Source organism: Paraburkholderia sp. XV, from assembly GCF_020177535.1.
Lineage (GTDB): Bacteria > Pseudomonadota > Gammaproteobacteria > Burkholderiales > Burkholderiaceae > Paraburkholderia > Paraburkholderia caribensis.
This window is the reverse complement of record NZ_JAGUUD010000053.1, coordinates 1-18,704: the sequence shown is the minus strand read 5'-3', so window position 1 is coordinate 18,704 and position 18,704 is coordinate 1. Positions and strand designations below refer to the sequence as shown.

Here is an 18,704-nt window from a genome sequence, read left to right as displayed (position 1 = left end):
CAGCCCGCGCGAGGCCGCGTCAACCTTCGATGCGCCCGCGCGTCACGCCAAGCAACGAAGCCATCGCGTCACGCGCGCGGGGCGCATCGCGATCGCGGATCGCCTCGAATACGGCCGAATGCTCGGCCAGCGACGCATTGAACACATCGGCGCGCTTCGCGTTCAGGCGCAATTGCGCTTCCAGCGTGCGTTCGATCAGCGTGCCGAGCGGGATCAGCAGTTCGTTGCTGCACGCGGCGAGCACGCTCAGATGAAATTGCAGATCGGCGCGTACCCACTCGTCGACATTGCGCGCCGCGAGCATCGCTGAATGCGCGGCGTCGAGCGAGGCGAACGTCGCGTCGCTATGCGATGCGGCGGCAAGCGCAGCCGCGTACGGCTCGATCATCTCGCGCATTTCCTGCAGCTTGAGGGCGAAGTCCATCGCGGGCGCGACGCGCGAATACCAGTCGAGCACATCCACATCGAGCAGATTCCAGGCGGGCTTCGGACGCACGCGCGTTCCCACGCGCGGCCGTGATTCGATCAGCCCCTTCGATGTCAACGTGCGCAGCGCTTCGCGCAGCACTGTACGGCTGACGCCGAACGTCTCCATCAACTCCGCTTCGCGCGGCAGGATGGATTCGGGCGCGTAGTCGCCGCGCAGAATGGCTGTGCCGAGCAGATACGCAACGCGGCCGTGCAGATCTCGCTGAATGTCGGTTCTCCTGATGCTGATTGTGGGTCCATCTTGCGCCTTGCACCGTGCGACCGGTCAAAGCGGACCGCCCGCGATTATCGGCGATCGGGTCAGCGAAACCCATCGTCCGGCGACAAAACCCTTTTACCAAATAATACTATTAATAGTATTTAAAGGTGATTTTGTTGTAGGATGTGGCTCCTCAACTGCCGTACCGCCAGCGTCCAATTACCGGGACGAACGGGCGCGTTGCGGCCATCAACTGCAATCGGCTTTGCAAGCAAAGGAGACGCTCCCGCCATGAAGATCACCAAAATCGAGACATTCATCGTTCCGCCGCGCTGGTGCTTCGTGAAGATCGAGACCGACGAGGGCATCGTCGGCTGGGGCGAGCCGGTTGTCGAAGGCCGCGCGCATACGGTCGCCGCCGCAGTCGACGAACTCTCCGACTATCTGCTCGGCAAAGACCCGCGCAATATCGAAGACCACTGGCAGGTCATGTACCGCGCCGGCTTCTACCGTGGCGGCCCGATTTCGATGAGCGCGATTGCAGGCGTCGATCAGGCGCTCTGGGACATCAAGGGCAAATTCCACGGCGTGCCCGTGCATACGCTGCTCGGCGGCCAGGTGCGCGAGCGTATCAAGGTGTATTCGTGGATCGGCGGCGACCGCCCGAGCGACGTCGCCAACAATGCGCGCGCCGTCGTCGAGCGCGGCTTCAAGGCCGTGAAGATGAACGGCTCCGAAGAGTTGCAGATCATCGACACCTTCGACAAGGTCCAGGGCGTCATCAACAACGTCGCGGCCGTGCGTGAAGCGGTCGGCCCGAACGTGGGCATCGGCGTGGACTTCCACGGCCGCGTCCACAAGCCGATGGCGAAGGTGCTCGCGAAGGAACTCGACCCGTTCAAGCTAATGTTCATCGAAGAGCCCGTGCTGTCGGAGAACGTCGAGGCACTGCGCGACATCGTCAACCAGACGAGCACGCCGATCGCGCTCGGCGAGCGTCTGTACTCGCGTTGGGACTTCAAGCACATTCTCGCGGGCGGTTACGTCGACATCATCCAGCCGGACGCGTCGCACGCGGGCGGCATCACCGAGTGCCGCAAGATCGCGTCGATGGCGGAAGCCTACGACGTCGCGCTGGCGCTGCACTGCCCGCTCGGTCCGATCGCGCTCGCCACCTGCCTGCAGATCGACGCCGTCAGCTACAACGCGTTCATCCAGGAACAGAGCCTCGGCATCCACTACAACCAGGGCAACGATCTGCTCGACTACATCAAGAACCCGGAAGTCTTCAAATACGAAGACGGCTTCGTGTCGATCCCGCAAGGCCCGGGTCTCGGTATCGAAGTGAACGAGGAGAAGGTGCGCGAAATGGCGAAGGTCGGCCATCGCTGGCGCAACCCGGTGTGGCGTCACGCGGACGGCAGCGTCGCCGAGTGGTGAGCGGCGACATGCGATAGCGCGATACCACGGTAGCGCGATATCGCACATGAAACACAAACGCCGCCTTCGGGCGGCGTTTGTCATCTGACAACCCGTAGCGTCTTCGAAGGCGTTACGGCGGCATGCCGCGCGCGCAGCGTATCAGTAACGTTACACAGTTGACGCGCGACGCCTTCCGGCGGCTTGCACGGCGTTGGCGCTCACCGCGCAAGCCCTTGCCGGACAAGCGTTCCAGCCCGACTCTTCAGCGCCTCCGAACGCTTGGCTCACTCCTTGCTCAATGGGATGCAAACAACCATTCGAACAGGGGGCTGTGATGGGCGAATTCCTTCCCGACTATCTGATCCGCGAACAGGCCGCGATTGGCGCACTGGTCGTGTTCGGCGTGCTGCGCGTGATCGGCGCGGTGCTCGCGTTCCAGCGCGGCTGGCGCATCTCGACGGTCGAGCGGTGTTTCATCGCTGCGGCATTCATCTATTGCCTGCCGCAGTTGCTGGACCTGCTTACGCACATGACGAGTTCCCACGCGGCCGCAGCGGAGCTCGAAGGCAAGGTGGCGGGCTGCGCGATCGGTCTGTTCTTCGCGCCCGTCGTCGGCCACAAGCTCGGTTACGAATGAGCGCTTGCCGCCAGCGACAGGCGCGACCCGCGTGGCCGCGCTCAGCCGAGCGCCGCGAAGCCGGGCACGCTATGCGACAGCACGGCGGCGGCCGCGAAGATGCCGAGCATCGCGAGCGCTTCGAGGTACAACAGGTTGACAAACGTGTGCGCGTCCATCGTCGATGCCGTGCGACGCAAGCGCGGCAAAGCGGAAAAGCGGTTCAATCCGCCTAGCACCAGCGCCAGCGCCACCAGCGCGAGCTTGAGCATCAGCACGTGACCCCAGGTACTCGTTTCGATTGCGAGGAACGAGTTGCCCGAACCCCGCGCCGCGTTGAACACCCCCGAAAGCAGCACGAACACGACGGCAACGAGCGACACATTCGACAACTGCGTCGCCGTGCGGATCAGCACGCCGCGCGCGATCGACGTGCCGAGCGCAGGCAGCACCGAGAGCCCGGCCGCGAGCACGAGGCCGCCCCACACCGACGTCGTGAGCACGTGCAGCGTGTGCATGCCGATGGCCGCCGACGCCACGCCCGCATCCGCAGCGTGTCCGAGCGTCGCCTTGCCGCCCGCAATTGCGATCACGGCGAGCCACAGCAGCGCGTTGCGCAACACATTGGTCTGCCGTGCGAACGACACGAGCAGCAGCACCAGCGCGCCAGCAAACGCGACGCTCCAGCCGAAGCCGACGTGCGTTTGCGACAACATCGTCGGCACGACGCTGAACGCTTCCGGCAAGCGCACGCCCGCCATCTCGGCTGCCTGATAGAGGAGCCAGCCGAGATCGGCCAGCACCAGCACGATCGCGGACGCCTGCATCGACCGCTGCGCGCGCAACCAGGCGGGACGCGCGGGCGCGATCTTCGCCTGCGCGTCGTTGGCGAGCCACGCGCCGAGCAAGGCCGAACCGACGGCAAACGCAAACGCAACGTTCATGAGCGCGGCCATTGCGACCTGCCCGATCCACAATCCGTCGACCCTCATTTGACGCTGAAGGCGTAGCTGCCCTTCGTCCGATGTCCGTCTTCGGCGACAGCCGTCCATTGCACCGTGTAGCGCCCCGGCGCGAGCGGTTGCAGCGCGAGATGCATGGTCTTCGTGTCCTGCGGATCGACCTGCGAGGCTGCCGGCGCAACGGGCTTGTTGTTGGCGTCGACGAGCGCGAGTTTGCTGAATGCCGGTTCGAGCGGCTCGCTGAAGTGGATCGTCACGGCTGCGGGCGCGGCGACCTCAGCGTCCGGCGCGGGATCGCGCGACGTGGGCGTCGCATGGGCAAAGGCGTTCGACGCGACGGCGAGCAATACGCCGCACGCCGCGAGCCAGCGAAGCGGCAAGCGAAAAAACAGGGAGAAGGTCATAGGCTGGCTGTAGGTGGAAAACGCGGGGACGGTCGGGATAGTACGCTTCGATGTTTCGCGGCCCTGTCAGTTCAACCGCGAGTTCAACAGAGCGGTGCAAAGGTCCGAAGCGAAGCGCCCTACACGAATTCGCTCAAAACTGGAACATCGAGAGGCAACAAAGCGACAACGACCATCGATGCAAAATGCGCAATCTTAAATTAGTTGGAAGCGCTACCGCCAGGCCAACACTCAACCAGAGGCCGCCAGGAACGCGAAAGATGACGGCGAATTGCGTCAACTTGTCGCATTCGGCGTGTCGCTCGGGCGCGTCAGGCATGAAGTTCGTCGCATGTGGCAAATAGTCACCATTACCCATCGATGATAGAATGCGAGGTCGCTGCGCACCGTCCGCCGCATTCATCGCGCTGCACACACCGATCCGTTCGAAGTTCGGCCAGGCCCCCGATAATGATGGAGTTACGCGTGTCTTCAAGACGCATTTTTCGACCGCTGCTCGCCCTGTTGCTGATCGGGTGTGCAGGCATATCTGGCGCTGTACAAGCGCAAACCCAGCCTAAAGCTCCGGACACGATGGAAGCGCGCGTGCAAGGCTGCACGGCGTGTCACGGTTCGAAAGGTCAGGGCACGGACAACGACTATTTCCCGCGTCTCGCCGGCAAGCCGGCCGAGTACCTGTACAACCAGTTGAAGAACTTCCGTGAAGGCCGGCGCAAGTACCCGCCGATGAACTACCTCGTCACGTATCTCTCCGACGACTACCTTCACGACATTGCAACGTACTTCTCGCAGCAGCGTCCGCCGTATCCGACGCCGTCGAAACCGACGGTCGCCGACTCCGTGCTCACGCGTGGCAAGGAAATCGTGCTGAACGGCGACGCGTCGAGGCAGATTCCCGCTTGCGCGGCCTGCCACGGCAAGGCGCTGACGGGCATGGAACCGGCTATCCCGGGTCTGGTCGGCCTGCACATGGACTACATCAGCGCACAGCTGGGCGCATGGCGTTCGGGTTCGCGTCACGCAATCGAGCCTGACTGCATGCACACGATCGCCACGCGCCTGACGGACGCCGACGTGAACGCAGTCGCCGCGTGGCTGTCCACGCAGCAGGCGCCGCAGAACCCCGTGCCGGCACCCGCCAAATCGTTGAAGACTCCGCTTGCCTGCGGCAGCGAACCGCAATAAGGCACCGGGAGAGACAAACAATGAAACGCAAGTCTTTGTTCGCGCTTTCGGCTGTCGTCGTGGTAGCGGCTGCCGCGCTGGTTCCCGTCCTGTGGTCGGGCAGCGACTATCTGCACAACGGCACCGCCGTCGCAGCCACACCGGCAGACCAGGCTGCATTGATCAAGAAGGGCGAATACCTGGCCCGCGCCGGCGACTGTATCGCTTGTCACACGGTGCGCGGCGGCAAGGAATTCGCCGGCGGCCTGCCGATGGCCACGCCGTTCGGCACGCTGTTCACGCCTAACATCACGCCTGACGACCAGTACGGCATCGGCAAGTGGTCGCAGGACGACTTCTATCGCGCGATGCACACTGGCCGCTCGAAAGACGGCAGCCTGCTCTATCCGGCCTTCCCGTTCACGAGCTACACGAAGGTCTCGCGCGCCGACGCGGACGCAATCTACGCGTACCTGCGCTCGGTCCCGCCCGTCGCGGTGCCGAGCCGTCCGCACGAACTGAAGTTCCCGTTCAACAACCGCAACCTGCTGATCGGCTGGCGCACGCTGTTCTTCCGTGAAGGCGAGTACAAGGCAGACCCGACCAAGTCGGTGGAATGGAACCGCGGCGCGTACCTGATCGAAGGCCTCGGCCACTGCGGCATGTGCCACACGTCGATCAACGCGATGGGCGGCCCGGTGAACTCGGCTGCGTTCGCGGGCGGTCTGATCCCGCTGCAGAACTGGTATGCGCCTTCGCTGACGTCGAACAAGGAAGCCGGCCTCGGCGACTGGGACATCAAGGACATCTCCGATCTGCTGAAGACAGGCGTGTCGCAACGCGGCGCGGTGTTCGGTCCGATGGCTGAAGTGGTTCACAACAGCTTGCAGTACATGTCGGACGAAGACATCCACGCGATGTCGACATACCTGAAGACGATTCCGCAGAAGGACGAAGCGCCCGAACATCTGCAACTGGAGACGTCGCAACAGTTCGGCAGCGAACTGTTGAAGCAAGGCCAGAAGATCTACGCTGACAACTGCGCGAAGTGCCATGCGGAGAACGGTCTCGGTATGCCCCCGTCGTTCCCGCCGCTCGCGAACAATCAGTCGATCCAGATGCCGTCGGCCGTGAACCCGATCCGCATGGTGCTGAACGGCGGTTATCCGCCGAGCACGGGCGGCAATCCGAAGCCGTATGGCATGCCGCCGTTTGCGCAAGCGCTGTCGAATCAGGAAGTGGCAGCCGTTGTGACGTATATCCGCCAGTCGTGGGGCAATCACGGCACGGCTGTGTCGCCGCAACAGGTCTCCGATCTGCGTTCGGCGCCGCTCGACTAAACGTCGTCTGAGGGTTCAGGGCGCGGCCTGCGATAATCGCGGCCGCGCCCTTCGCTTTTTTCCGGGGCGTGGCTTCGGCGTTGATCGGCGTCGAAGACATCCGGCCTATCGGGCGTATAACGTTGGTCCCGTGTTGATTGTTGGATGAGATGGGCATCATGCAGGAGGAAGTGCCGTGCAAATCGGGGAGCGTCTGAACAGCATCACTCACCTCGTCGGCGCCGTGCTGTCGGTGGCGGGGCTCGCGACGCTCGTGACGATGGGCGCGCTCGACGGCGATGCGTACAAGGTCGTGAGCTTCAGCGTCTATGGCGCGATGCTCTGCGTGCTGTACGGCATCTCGACGATGTATCACAGCGTGCGTAGTCCGCGTCTGAAGGCGATCTTGCAGAAGTGCGATCACTCTGCGATTTATCTGCTGATCGCGGGCAGCTACACGCCGTTCACGTTGGTCACGTTGCGTGGTCCATGGGGATGGTCGCTATTCGGGGTAAGCTGGGGGCTGGCCGCGCTCGGAATCGTGCAGGAACTGACGCTCGGGCGACGCACCCGCAGCGTATCGATGGTGCTGTATGTGCTGATGGGATGGCTCGCGCTCGTTGCCGTCCGTCCGCTGGTCACTGCATTGCCGGCTGCGGGTACGGCCTGGCTGCTGGCGGGTGGAATCATCTATAGCGCAGGCATCTACTTCTTCATCAACGACGAGCGCATCCGGCATGGACATGGCATCTGGCACCTGTTCGTACTCGCCGGCAGTCTGTGTCAGTTCGTCAGCGTCGCGCGTTATGTCGCATGAGGCGCATGACGGCGGATGCAACTTAATGCCAGTCGACGTGTCTGCATAGCTCGTCGAGCAATTCGGCACGCATCTCGCGTGCCGCCGATTTCTCCGTAAGCGGTGAGTGTCGGGCGAGCGATCATGCGAGTCGCCCGCGAACGCGCCTTCTGGCCGCGTTCGACACCGTTTGCACAATTGCATTGCAAAGAGCTTTTATGTCTTTTGATTCTCTCGGCTTGTCCGAACAGTTGGTCCGCGCAGTCAACGAACTCGGCTATACATCGCCGACCCCGATCCAGCAGCAAGCCATTCCCGCCGTGCTCAACGGCGGCGACCTGTTGGCCGGCGCCCAGACGGGCACGGGCAAAACGGCTGGTTTCACGCTGCCCATCCTGCAACGTCTTCTCACCATGCCGCCCGCGCCCGGCGGCAAGCGCGTCGTACGCGCGCTGATCCTCACGCCGACGCGTGAACTGGCCGCACAGGTCGAGGAAAGCGTGCGCGCTTACGGCAAGTATCTGAAGCTGAAGTCGACCGTGATGTTCGGCGGCGTCGGCATCAACCCGCAGATCGACGCGTTGCGGCGCGGCATCGATATCGTCGTGGCGACGCCTGGGCGTCTGCTCGACCACATGCAGCAGAAGACTATCGACCTGTCGCATCTCGAGATTCTCGTGCTCGACGAAGCCGACCGCATGCTCGACATGGGCTTCATTCACGACATCAAGCGCGTGCTGGCGAAGCTGCCGCCGAAGCGCCAGAACCTGCTGTTTTCGGCAACGTTCTCCGACGAGATCAAGGCGCTCGCCGATGGCCTGCTCGATTCGCCCGCGTTGATCGAAGTCGCGCGCCGCAACACGACGGCCGAAACCGTCGCGCAGAAGATTCACCCGGTGGACCGCGACCGCAAGCGCGAGATGCTCACGCATCTGATCAAGCAGCACAACTGGTTTCAGGTGCTGGTGTTCACGCGCACGAAGCACGGCGCGAACCGTCTCGCCGAACAGCTGACGAAGGACGGCATCAGCGCGCTCGCGATTCACGGCAACAAGAGCCAGTCGGCCCGTACCCGCGCGCTGTCGGAGTTCAAGAACAACACGCTGCAGGTGCTCGTCGCCACGGATATCGCCGCGCGCGGCATCGATATCGACCAGCTGCCGCACGTCGTCAACTTCGATCTGCCGAACGTGCCGGAAGACTACGTGCACCGCATCGGCCGCACGGGCCGCGCCGGCGCGACGGGCGAGGCGGTGTCGCTGGTGTGTGTCGACGAGCTTCAACTGCTGAAGGACATCGAGAAGCTGATCAAGCGCGCCGTGCCGCAAGAAGTGATCGCGGGCTTCGAGCCGGACCCGAATGCGCGGCCCGAACCGATCCTGCGCCGCGGCCAGGGCGGCGGCGGTGGCGGCGGCCGTCAGCCGCGCCAGGGCCAAGGGCAAGGGCAGCGGCAAGCTCAGGGGCAGCAAAAACGCGAAGGCTCGGGCAGCGCGAACAACGGCGCATCGCGCGGCGGCCAACGCGCTTCGGGCGACAAGCCGAAACAGCAAGCCAAGCCGCAAGGCGCCAAGCCCGCGCAGGCGCGTACCGATGGCTCGCGTCATCAGGACAAGCCGCGCGCCGTCGCGCATGAAGGCAACACGCATGCTCCGCACGCACCGCGCAAACCGCACAGCACCAATCCGGGCGCATTGCTCAGCGGCGGCGGCAAGCCGCGCTCCGGCGCACCACGCGGCGGCCAGCGCGGCAACTGACGCGACACCGCGGACGCCCGTCATTTTCAATGCGGGCGTCTCGTACTTGTCCGGCTGCTATCTGCCAGCCGCCGCGCCGCCGGCGGCTTTCTTCAGGTACTCGATCTGCAGCGTCCAGCGCTCGAGCACCGCATCTCTCCCCTCTTCAAGGTCGAACGTGATGCCCGCCGTCAGGCGCGCATAGCGCACGCGATGCGCTTCGCCGGATTCGATCGATCCCGCGAAGCACGCCAGGCCGGCCGCATCCGCGCTCAACGGCGTGAGCGCGAGCTGAATCTGATAGAACGCCTCATCGAACACGAACGTCAGCGCCGCACGGCCGCTGCGGGCAATCGCCTGCGCAGCGCGCGACTGCGGCCATAGCGCGACGCATAGCGTGCGCGAGTCCGGCGCGTGCAGTTCGCCGATGCCGAGCAGCGACGTGCGCAAATGCGCGCCGCTCTCGTCGACGGTCAGCAGCGACGCCGTAAAGCCGACTTTCGATGCGAGCGCCGAGCCGTCGAATAGCGCGCGCAATTCGACCGGCCATTCATCGAATATCTGTTGATCGAGTGCGCGGTTTTGCTCCGCGGATGCTGTCATGGATGATTCCTCCGTCGTAGGCGGGCTCGCGCGCGGCGTCCAGCACAAATGCAAATGGCCCGCCTGAAGGCGGGCCATTCATGCGTCAACAGCGCAGGCCTTCGACGCCCGGCTGCGCACCACGACGCTCAGCGGAAAAAAACGTGCTGCGTGATCTTCGCGAGCGGGTAATGGACACCGGGCTGAATCTTAGCCGGCAAATCGAGCGGCTTGAGCAGCATCTTCACACACATATCGGCCGACAGGTTGTGCCGCACAAGCTTGTTCACGCGCGCAGCCTTGTCACGGTTATACACGGGATCGTTGACGCGCTCAGGATAACGGATCGCGAACACATGACGCAGCGCGATCTCCGAGTCTTCGTTCTTGATCTCCATTACGCGCCGCATCAACGCGCCGAGCACCGCGAGCCGGCCATTGCCCTCGATCTTGTTGTACTTCTTGAAATACTTGAAAAAGTGCTTGTAGTGGCGGACCTCGTCGGTGCGGATGTTGTCGGTGATTTCCTTCAGCACGGGCTCGTCCGAACACACGCCGATGGCGCGATACAGCGTCGCCGTGCCCGTCTCGACGACACAGCGCGCGACCATTTCCAGCGCGCGGGTCTTCTCGAAGTCTTCCATGTTGCAGGTCTTCGAGTACTCTTCGAAGAAGTTGTGAAACGCCGTATCCCAGTCGAACTCGGGCCACACGTGCGCGATGTACGCCTTCAGCGCGCGGCCGTGCTGCATCTCTTCGGGCTCCCACTCGTTGTTGAGCCACGCCGACACCTCGGGATCGCCATTGAAGAACCTGCTCAGATTGCTCGTGTAAAGATCCGTACCGCTTTCGATAAACGAGGCAGCGCAAAGCAGTAACAAGAGGTCTTCATTGGCGACCGCGCGTTGACGGTCGATGCGATTGAGATCGATGTCTTCGATGCGCCAGGGCATCACGTGACCAGCCTCGTTGTGCATAAAAGTTCACTCCGAAAACCGTAGCGCCTCCTGCGCGGGCTGAACCGCGCCTATCCCGGTTCGACCGCCGCCCTCGACGGCTACAGTGCCTTGCAACATTGAATTTTTATCTTCATCTTAGACGCTGCTCTGCAAATTCGCAGACAACACAGCAGAGACCATGCCGGATCGACGCAGTTCCGCCCGAACCTTGATTGATCGTGCGCATGCACAAAAGACTACATATGTGATGATTCGAACACCCTGGCAGGCGGGAAAATCGCACGATAAAGCTGCATCGCGCAGGTGCCTTACGCTTCCTTTCGACTACCGCGGCGGCGAAGCGAAAAAATCCGAACACAAACCAACGACGGCGAACACAACGAAGGTCTTACAATACGGCCAAGCCAACCTTCGCCCGCTCCAGGTGCGGCGCTCACAAAAACATCATGACACGAGACCCCCGCCTCACGCTTAACGCACGTCAACAGGAACTGCTGGAGTGGGTGCAACGCGACGGCTTCGTCACGGTCGACGATCTGGCCGCGCACTTCGACGTGACGCCGCAGACGATTCGCCGCGACGTCAACTGGCTCGCCGACATGAATCTGCTGCGCCGCTATCACGGCGGCGCGAGTCTGCCGACCAGTTCAGAGAACGTCTCGTACAGCGCGCGGCAGCGGATGTTCCATGACGAGAAGCGGCGCATCGCGGCGCTGGTCGCCACGCACATTCCCGATCAGGCGTCGCTCTTCATCAATCTCGGCACGACGACGGAAGAAGTCGCGCGCGCGCTGAACCGGCATCGCGGGCTGCGCGTGATCACGAATAATCTGAACGTCGCGAGCATGATGAGCGGCTACCCGGATTGCGAGGTGCTCGTGACGGGCGGGATCGTGCGTCCGTGGGACAAGGGCATCGTCGGCGAACTGACCATCGACTTCATCCGCCAGTTCAAGGTCGACTTCGCGATCATCGGCACGTCGAGCATCGAAACGGACGGCACGCTGCGCGACTTCGACACGCGTGAGGTGCGCGTCGCGGAGGCGATCATCGAACATTCGCGCACCGTCTTCCTCGCCGCCGACCATTCGAAATTCGGCCGCCCGGCGCTCGTGCGCCAGGGGCATCTGAACCAGATCGACTCGCTCTTCACCGACGCGCCGCCGCCGCCCGACATGACAGAAACGCTGACAAACGCGGGCACGCAGGTCTTTATTGCCGAGTGAGTTCGGGCGTGGCCTGCCACGCACCGGCTGACGGGTCCGAAGCGTCGCAAGTCCGTTTCCGCCATGCTGCACCGCACGCAAAACCTACAGTGAAATCAAGGATTTGCCTCGCCCACCGGACCGCCTCTTTCACGCGGCGCTGTCAACGGGAAAATTTACGCGGGTCCATTTGGACTTCCGGCCGCCATTGACTACACTCCAGTTCCCCAACGTCCTTAAACGTCCCTGGACCGAGCGGCATGCATTGGACATGGGGTGAAGCAAGCATAACTTCAGGCCTGATCCGCGGGATTCGCCGTCCGCTGGATCCTCCGTCTGCCGGCAGGGCCGTCGGCGGGCGCAAAGGCCACCCGACTACGCTTGACATGGAGAGAAACGATGCTGAGTCCGCATGAATTCGCCACGTTGTTGCTTGTCAAGGACGCCCCTAACCAGGTCGATATGGAACGCGAAGAACTCGACGCACTGCTCGAACGGCAGCTCGTGGAGCTCGAAAGACTGGCCTCGGGCTTGCAACAATGGCGCATCACGGAATCGGGAGACACGGCTCTTCGCGCGATCAAGCGCTTTTCCTGACTGGCAATCGAGCGAAAATCGAGCGAACTTAACGCGCTTGCCAGTCATATCACTGCGGCCGTCGGCGTGTTCGCAACGGACACGCGAAAATACGGACGCCTGGACGGTCACGCGGCTTGCCCGCCTGGCCGTCTTTATGTTTTCAGGCTAGCCAGCCCCGTCATCTTCGAACGGCGCGCCCGCACGCCCCGATCGCGGCCTCAGCCGCTGCGCAGCGTCGGATCGACGGCGGCACGCCAGCTCAGCGCCTTCACACGCTGAGCGTTGAAGAACTCCACCCACTGACTGCGCACCTGAGGGTCCGTGCTCCCGCCCTGTGCGGCGTAGCGCTGCGCCAGCGCCGCCTGGAATGCGCAGTAATCGGCCTTCGACAACCCGCCGCGCCTGTTCGCCACATACGCATCGAATAGCGTCACGTACACGGATTGCGCGTCGCTGCCGTAGTCGGCGGGCTCACTTCCGCACATTGCCTGCAGATCCGCGAACGACGGCGCGCCCAGCGTTCCGTTCAGGCTCGGCGTGCTGACACATCCCGACAGCACCGCCGCGATCGATAGCGCCGCCGCGCCCGTTTTCCAGAGTCCACGCATGAAGTTCACCTCGTATCGCCGCAATCCGGCCCGTTGCCGGAAGTATCGTCCGCGCGCGGCAAACGTGCCACCGGCGCGCCGAATCGCGCACCAATCCAAGGCGAGTCGAACTTTACTTTTTCGAATATGTTCATTAAAGTTTCGAAAACGAACATTACGACTTCACATCAACCCTACTTTTTCTCCGTCAGGGGCATTCCGGGTGACGCAAGATTCCATTTTCGACCTGCTCGTCGTCGGCGGCGGGATTAACGGCGCGGGCATCGCGCGCGACGCGGCGGGCCGCGGCCTGTCCGTGCTGCTGTGCGAACAGGACGATCTCGCTGCGCATACGTCGTCGGCCAGCACCAAGCTGATTCACGGCGGCCTGCGCTATCTGGAATATCGCGAGTTCGGGCTGGTGCGCAAGGCGCTGCAGGAACGCGAGACGTTGCTGCGCGCCGCACCGCACATCATGTGGCCGCTGCGCTTCGTGATGCCGCATATGCCCGACCTGCGGCCGGCGTGGCTGATCCGCGCCGGTCTCTTTCTCTATGACCACCTCGCGCGCCGCGAACTGCTGCCCGGCTCGCGCGGCATCGACATGCGCAAGCATCCGGCGGGCAAACCGCTGATCGACTCGATCAAGCGCGGCTTCGTCTATTCGGACGGCTGGGTCGACGATGCGCGCCTCGTCGTGCTGAACGCGCTGGACGCACAGGAGCGAGGCGCGACCATTCTGACGCGCACCAAGCTCACCGGCGCGACGCGCGTGAATGGCGAATGGCATGCGCAACTGCTGCGCGCGGACGGCTCCACGCTGGCCGTGCGCGCGCGTTCGATCGCAAACGCCGCCGGTCCGTGGGTCGGCGACCTGCTGCGCGGCCCGCTTGCGCGCGAAGCGAACTACAGCGTGCGGCTCGTGAAGGGCAGCCACATCGTCACGCGTCGCCTGTTCGAGCACGATCACGCGTACATCTTCCAGAACCCGGACAAGCGCATCATTTTCGCGATCCCTTACGAGCGCGATTTCACACTGATCGGCACCACCGACCTCGAATACAAGGGCGATCCGTCGAAGGTCGCGATCGAACCGTCCGAAACGCAGTATCTGTGCGACTCGATCAACCGTTACTTCAAGCAGCACATCGCGCCGCGCGACGTGTACTGGACCTACTCCGGCGTGCGTCCTTTGCTGGAGGACGAGAACGCCGACAACCCTTCCGCAGTGACACGCGACTATCGGCTCGAACTCGATGCGCCCGCAGGCGAGGCACCGTTACTGTCAGTGTTCGGCGGCAAGATCACGACGTTTCGCAAGCTCGCGGAAGAAGCCGTCGACGATCTCGCGGGCGTCTTGCAGCACGACAAGCCGACCTGGACAGCGGGCGCGCCGCTGCCGGGCGGCGATATCCCGCACGCGGACTTCGAGCGCTTCGCGTCGCAGTTCGCGCAACAGCACGCATGGCTGCCTGCCGCTCTCGCACGCCGCTATGCGCGTGCTTATGGCACACGGGCCGAACGCGTGATCGGCGGCGCGCGCTCGCTCGCCGATCTCGGGCAGCAGTTCGCGCCTGGCTTGTATGAGGCGGAACTGCGCTATCTGCGCGAAACCGAATGGGCGACGACCGCGCGCGACGTGCTGTGGCGCCGTTCGAAGCTCGGCCTGCATGTCGAGCCCGGCATGCTCGAAAGCGTCGCGCGCGACATCGACGCATGGTTCGCCCGCGCGACGACCAGGCAGCACGCCTGACGGGCGAATGCGCGCAAACATGCAGCAGCGCGCGGCGATTCCGCCGCGCCGCCGCGCATGCAACAATCCGCGCAGGCAGTTTATTTCGCGTGACCTGAGCGCGCCGCCGCGCCGGTCCGACAAAAACGCATGGAGATGAGACGATGCAGGATCAGTACATCCTGGCGCTAGACCAGGGCACCACCAGTTCGCGCGCGATGCTGTTCGATCGCAAGGGCAATGTCGTCTCGGTCGCGCAGAAGGAATTTCAGCAGATCTATCCGCATCCGGGCTGGGTCGAGCACGATCCGCAGGAAATCTGGGCGACGCAGGCGGGCGTCGCAGCCGAAGCCGTCACGCATGCCGGCCTGAACGGCACGTCGATTGCCGCGATCGGCATCACGAACCAGCGCGAGACGACGATCGTCTGGGATCGCGAAACGGGCCATCCCATCTACAACGCGATTGTCTGGCAGGACCGGCGCACGGCCGACTTTTGCGATCAGTTGAAGGCGCAAGGTCTCGAACAGACATTCCGCGCGAAGACCGGCTTGCCGATCGATTCCTACTTCTCCGCCACGAAGATCCGCTGGATTCTGGACAACGTCGACGGCGCGCGCGAAAAAGCCCGGCAAGGCAAGCTCGCGTTCGGCACGGTCGATAGCTGGCTGGTGTGGAATTTCACCAAGCATGAGTTGCACATCACCGACGTGACCAACGCGTCGCGCACGATGCTCTTCAACATCCACACGCTGCAATGGGACGACGAGCTGCTCGACGCGCTCGACATTCCGCGCAGCATGCTGCCGGAAGTGCGTCCGTCGTCGGAAGTGTATGGGCCGACGAAAACGACCGTGTTCGCGTCGAAGATTCCGCTGGCGGGCATCGCGGGCGACCAGCACGCCGCGCTGTTCGGCCAGATGTGCACGCGCTCGGGCATGGTGAAAAACACGTATGGCACCGGCTGTTTTCTGGTGATGAACACGGGCACGAAACCGATCGAATCCAGCAACAATCTCGTCACGACGATTGCCTGGCAGATCGGCGATCAGGTCAACTATGCGCTCGAAGGCAGCATCTTCATCGCGGGCGCTGTGGTGCAATGGTTGCGTGACGGCCTGGGCATCATTCGCAGCGCGTCGGAGATCGAGGCGCTCGCGCGCGGTGTCGAACATTGCGACGGCGTGTACCTCGTGCCTGCGTTCGCGGGCCTCGGCGCGCCACACTGGAATGCGCGCGCTCGCGGCACGCTGTTCGGCGTGACGCGCGGCACGACGTCCGCGCACATTGCACGCGCGGCGCTGGATTCGATCGCGTATCAATCCGTCGACGTGCTCAAGGCGATGGAAGCCGACTCGGGCATTCATATCGACGAACTGCGCGTGGACGGCGGCGCATGTGCGAACAATCTGCTGATGCAGTTCCAGGCCGACATTCTCGGGGTGGATGCCGTGCGTCCGCAGATCAGCGAAACGACGGCGCTCGGCGCCGCGTATCTCGCGGGACTCGCGACGGGCTACTGGAAGGACATCGACGAATTGCAGAGCCAGTGGAAGCTCGAGCACCGCTTCTCCCCGTCGATGCCGGGCGATCAGGCGAAGGCCTGCCTCGACGGCTGGCAACGGGCAATTCGCGCGGCGAAGGCGTGGGCCGACGCGCCCTGAGTTGACGCACGTCCGTGCGCGCGTGTCGCGCAACCCGCCCGGCGCGCGCCGGGCCGCAATGCACGTATCATGTCGCTTTCGGCGCGTAGTGTGCCTTGCGTCCTGCCTCTTGCGGGCTGCGCTTTTGTTTTATTTTCCGCATGATCGACCATCTCATTTGCGACTGCGACGGCGTGCTCGTCGATAGCGAAGTCATCGCCGACCGCGTGATGCACGACACGCTCGCCGCCACTTTTCCCGCGCTCGATTTCGACGAGATCTGCAAGACCGCGTTTGGTCAGCAGACTTCGCGATTTCTCGAGAGCGTAGAAGCAGCCTTCGATATCGAACTGCCCGCTGATTTTTTGCAGACCGTCGAGGCCAATGTCGAAGCGGAGCTTGCGTCGTCGCTGTCCGCGATTAGTGGCGTGCGGGATGCACTGCTGCGCGTGTCGCTGCCTGCTGCTGTCGTGTCGAACAGCCGGACGATGCGTGTGAGCGCGTCAGTGCGCCGCGCCGGGCTGGCGGAGATTTTCGGGCCGCGGGTGTTTAGCGCCGAGCAGGTCGCGCGGCCGAAGCCTTATCCTGATGTGTATCTGTTTGCTGCGCAGCGACTGGGGGTCGAGCCGTCGCGGTGCATCGTGGTTGAGGATAGCGTCGCGGGGCTCAATGCCGCGCGGGCGGCGGGGATGATGACGATTGCGTTTGTTGGGGCTAGTCATATTCCTCATGGCTATGCCGATGTGCTGCGGAATATGGGGATCACACGGATCATGCAGCATATGGATGAGTTGCCGTCCATTGTCGAGGCGGGGATGCGGGGGGAGTTTGGAGGCATGCAGTCGTAGGTCGTTTTTTTTGTCTGCGACGCTTTGGGGTTGGCGTTTTTGCCTTTTCGCTCTGGCATTCCGCGTTTTGCTTTTGCTTTCGCTGGCATCCGCGATTTGCCTTTTCGCTGGCATCCGCGATGCGTTATCGTGCTTCACGCGTCGCCCCTGTGCGGGGCGGCATGTAGTGGTCAAGTATTCCTGGACACTTTTTCTGCTTTCCACCTTTTGTGCATCGTGGCTTCGTATTCGGCGGGCGGCATGTTGCCGGCCGCCGAATTCAGTCGCTGCTGGTTGTAGAACGTCGCGATGTAATCAATGACATCGCACTTCGCTGTGAGATAGTCCGGGTACGGACGTTGCCGCACACGTTCGGTCTTCAGGCTGCGGAAGAAGCGTTCTACCACGGCGTTATCCCAACAATTCCCCTTGCGACTCATGCTCTGGATAATCCGGTTCCGGCTGAGGAAGTCCCGGAACGCATGGCTGGTGTACTGACAGCCCTGATCCGAATGGAACATCAGCCCGGACGCCGGACGGCGCGCATCCAGCGCGAACTGCAACGCACGTGTCACGAGGTTGGTATCGGGCGAAGCGGAGCAGGCCCAGCCGATCACACGCCGCGAGAACAGGTCCATCACCACTGCGAGATACAGCCAGCCTTCCTGAGTCCAGACATACGTCACATCTCCGGCCCAGGCACGGTTGGGCTTCATGACATCGAACGCCCGGTCCAGCCGGTTGGGGGCAAAGGCCAGCGTGCCACCGCCCTTTGGATACTGGTGCGTACGGACTGAGCGCACACGCACGCCGGCCTCGCGCATCAGACTACGGGCGCGATGCCGTCCCGCGTTATGACCGCGTCGGCGCAACTCCTGCGACATACGCCGGCTGCCACACGTCTGATCGTACTGGGCGTGGATCGCATACACCTCACACAGCGCCATATGCTGGATCGACTGCGCGCGGGCGCGGCGCGCTTTCCACGCGTAGTAACTGCTGCGTGCGACATCCAGCGCCCGGCACACGGCCGCAACCGGATAGGCCTTCCCTGCACGCTGGATCACTTCGTATTGCGATCCAGTTCCTTGACAAAGAAGGCTGTGGACTTTTTTAAAATGTCGCGCTCCCTCTCCAGTTCGGCCACCCGCCTTTCCAGTTCCTGAATGCGGGTCTGGGCAGGCGTCGCCCCCACCTTTGCCGGCTCCGTTACGGCGCCCTGCGGCTGGCGCTCCCCGATCCAGCGACGCAGCGCCGTCTCGCCAATGCCCAACGCCCGCGCGGCCTTCGTGACCGTATAACCCTGTCGCAGCACCAGATCGACCGCATCGTCCTTGAACTGCTGCGAGAACTCCCTTCTTCCCATCGAACACCTCTCCGTCTGGTTGTCAGTCTACCTTTTGAGGTGTCCAGGAGCATTGGACCATTACAGCACCTACTTTTCTTTGCCGCCGCAAAGAAAAGTAGGCAAAAGAAAGCGGCTCAC

General features: G+C 63.2%; 18 protein-coding genes. 11 read left to right on the top strand and 7 right to left on the bottom strand.

Features of this window, described 5'->3' with window-relative positions; genetic code table 11:
* Window positions 1-19: 19 nt before the first annotated feature.
* Window positions 20-712, bottom strand: coding sequence for a FadR/GntR family transcriptional regulator (locus tag KFO72_RS23170; protein ID WP_167352359.1), 693 nt, complete (start codon window positions 710-712; stop codon window positions 20-22).
* 267 nt (window positions 713-979) lie between these two features.
* Between KFO72_RS23170 and dgoD the strand changes: the two genes are divergently transcribed.
* Both dgoD and KFO72_RS23160 read left to right on the top strand, forming a co-directional pair.
* Window positions 980-2,128, top strand: a complete 1,149-nt coding sequence (dgoD, locus tag KFO72_RS23165; protein WP_060602284.1) for a galactonate dehydratase — start codon at window positions 980-982, stop codon at window positions 2,126-2,128.
* Between the two features lie 316 nt (window positions 2,129-2,444).
* On the top strand, window positions 2,445-2,747 hold the full coding sequence (locus tag KFO72_RS23160) for a hypothetical protein (RefSeq protein ID WP_035986488.1): 303 nt from the start codon (window positions 2,445-2,447) through the stop codon (window positions 2,745-2,747).
* 41 nt (window positions 2,748-2,788) lie between these two features.
* On the opposite strand, the gene KFO72_RS23155 is transcribed toward KFO72_RS23160, so the two are convergent.
* Together KFO72_RS23155 and copC are read right to left on the bottom strand one after the other, a co-directional pair.
* Window positions 2,789-3,718 (bottom strand): CopD family protein, encoded by a 930-nt coding sequence (locus KFO72_RS23155; protein ID WP_054929750.1) that lies wholly within the window; start codon window positions 3,716-3,718, stop codon window positions 2,789-2,791.
* Window positions 3,715-4,092 (bottom strand): copper homeostasis periplasmic binding protein CopC, encoded by a 378-nt coding sequence (gene copC / locus KFO72_RS23150; RefSeq protein ID WP_176055122.1) that lies wholly within the window; start codon window positions 4,090-4,092, stop codon window positions 3,715-3,717. Before copC ends, KFO72_RS23155 begins: the two co-directional genes overlap by 4 nt.
* A gap of 453 nt (window positions 4,093-4,545) precedes the next feature.
* Here copC and KFO72_RS23145 point away from each other — a divergent pair, with 453 nt between their 5' ends.
* From KFO72_RS23145 to KFO72_RS23130, 4 genes are all read left to right on the top strand, one after another.
* Window positions 4,546-5,277: a c-type cytochrome gene (locus tag KFO72_RS23145; protein ID WP_054929748.1), complete on the top strand. Its 732-nt coding sequence runs from the start codon at window positions 4,546-4,548 to the stop codon at window positions 5,275-5,277.
* A gap of 20 nt (window positions 5,278-5,297) precedes the next feature.
* Complete coding sequence (locus KFO72_RS23140; protein ID WP_054929747.1) at window positions 5,298-6,596, top strand: cytochrome c; 1,299 nt, start codon at window positions 5,298-5,300, stop codon at window positions 6,594-6,596.
* A gap of 175 nt (window positions 6,597-6,771) precedes the next feature.
* Window positions 6,772-7,392, top strand: a complete 621-nt coding sequence (gene trhA / locus KFO72_RS23135; RefSeq protein ID WP_054929746.1) for a PAQR family membrane homeostasis protein TrhA — start codon at window positions 6,772-6,774, stop codon at window positions 7,390-7,392.
* A gap of 197 nt (window positions 7,393-7,589) precedes the next feature.
* A complete protein-coding gene (locus KFO72_RS23130) occupies window positions 7,590-9,125 on the top strand; it encodes a DEAD/DEAH box helicase (RefSeq protein ID WP_225033138.1) in 1,536 nt (511 codons plus the stop codon).
* A gap of 57 nt (window positions 9,126-9,182) precedes the next feature.
* On the opposite strand, the gene KFO72_RS23125 is transcribed toward KFO72_RS23130, so the two are convergent.
* Together KFO72_RS23125 and KFO72_RS23120 are read right to left on the bottom strand one after the other, a co-directional pair.
* A complete protein-coding gene (locus KFO72_RS23125) occupies window positions 9,183-9,707 on the bottom strand; it encodes a hypothetical protein (protein ID WP_225033137.1) in 525 nt (174 codons plus the stop codon).
* A gap of 128 nt (window positions 9,708-9,835) precedes the next feature.
* On the bottom strand, window positions 9,836-10,663 hold the full coding sequence (locus KFO72_RS23120; protein WP_007586158.1) for a ferritin-like domain-containing protein: 828 nt from the start codon (window positions 10,661-10,663) through the stop codon (window positions 9,836-9,838).
* A 428-nt stretch (window positions 10,664-11,091) separates the two neighbouring features.
* Between KFO72_RS23120 and KFO72_RS23115 the strand changes: the two genes are divergently transcribed.
* Both KFO72_RS23115 and KFO72_RS23110 read left to right on the top strand, forming a co-directional pair.
* Window positions 11,092-11,871 carry a DeoR/GlpR family DNA-binding transcription regulator gene (locus KFO72_RS23115; RefSeq protein ID WP_035986506.1) on the top strand — a complete coding sequence of 260 codons (780 nt, stop codon included), beginning with the start codon at window positions 11,092-11,094 and terminating at the stop codon, window positions 11,869-11,871.
* Window positions 11,872-12,249: 378 nt separating this feature from the next.
* The gene (locus tag KFO72_RS23110; protein WP_007586164.1) at window positions 12,250-12,447 is read left to right on the top strand and encodes a hypothetical protein; all 198 of its coding nucleotides are present in this window, start codon (window positions 12,250-12,252) and stop codon (window positions 12,445-12,447) included.
* A 200-nt stretch (window positions 12,448-12,647) separates the two neighbouring features.
* On the opposite strand, the gene KFO72_RS23105 is transcribed toward KFO72_RS23110, so the two are convergent.
* Window positions 12,648-13,037: a hypothetical protein gene (locus tag KFO72_RS23105; protein ID WP_176055123.1), complete on the bottom strand. Its 390-nt coding sequence runs from the start codon at window positions 13,035-13,037 to the stop codon at window positions 12,648-12,650.
* A 202-nt stretch (window positions 13,038-13,239) separates the two neighbouring features.
* On the opposite strand from KFO72_RS23105, the gene glpD reads away from it, so the two are divergent.
* The 3 genes from glpD to KFO72_RS23090 all read left to right on the top strand — a co-directional run bounded on the left by glpD (window position 13,240) and on the right by KFO72_RS23090 (window position 17,239).
* Window positions 13,240-14,769 (top strand): glycerol-3-phosphate dehydrogenase, encoded by a 1,530-nt coding sequence (gene glpD / locus KFO72_RS23100; RefSeq protein ID WP_060602293.1) that lies wholly within the window; start codon window positions 13,240-13,242, stop codon window positions 14,767-14,769.
* Between the two features lie 143 nt (window positions 14,770-14,912).
* Window positions 14,913-16,412, top strand: a complete 1,500-nt coding sequence (glpK, locus tag KFO72_RS23095) for a glycerol kinase GlpK (RefSeq protein WP_054929742.1) — start codon at window positions 14,913-14,915, stop codon at window positions 16,410-16,412.
* A gap of 140 nt (window positions 16,413-16,552) precedes the next feature.
* The gene (locus KFO72_RS23090) at window positions 16,553-17,239 is read left to right on the top strand and encodes an HAD family hydrolase (protein WP_225033136.1); all 687 of its coding nucleotides are present in this window, start codon (window positions 16,553-16,555) and stop codon (window positions 17,237-17,239) included.
* A gap of 170 nt (window positions 17,240-17,409) precedes the next feature.
* Here the strand turns inward: KFO72_RS23090 and KFO72_RS23085 are convergent.
* Window positions 17,410-18,584 (bottom strand): IS3 family transposase gene (locus tag KFO72_RS23085; RefSeq protein ID WP_224100527.1). Its coding sequence is split into 2 segments (ribosomal slippage): window positions 17,410-18,326 and window positions 18,326-18,584, totalling 1,176 coding nucleotides; the frame shifts between segments, so codons are not numbered across the junction.
* Window positions 18,585-18,704 lie beyond the last annotated feature (120 nt).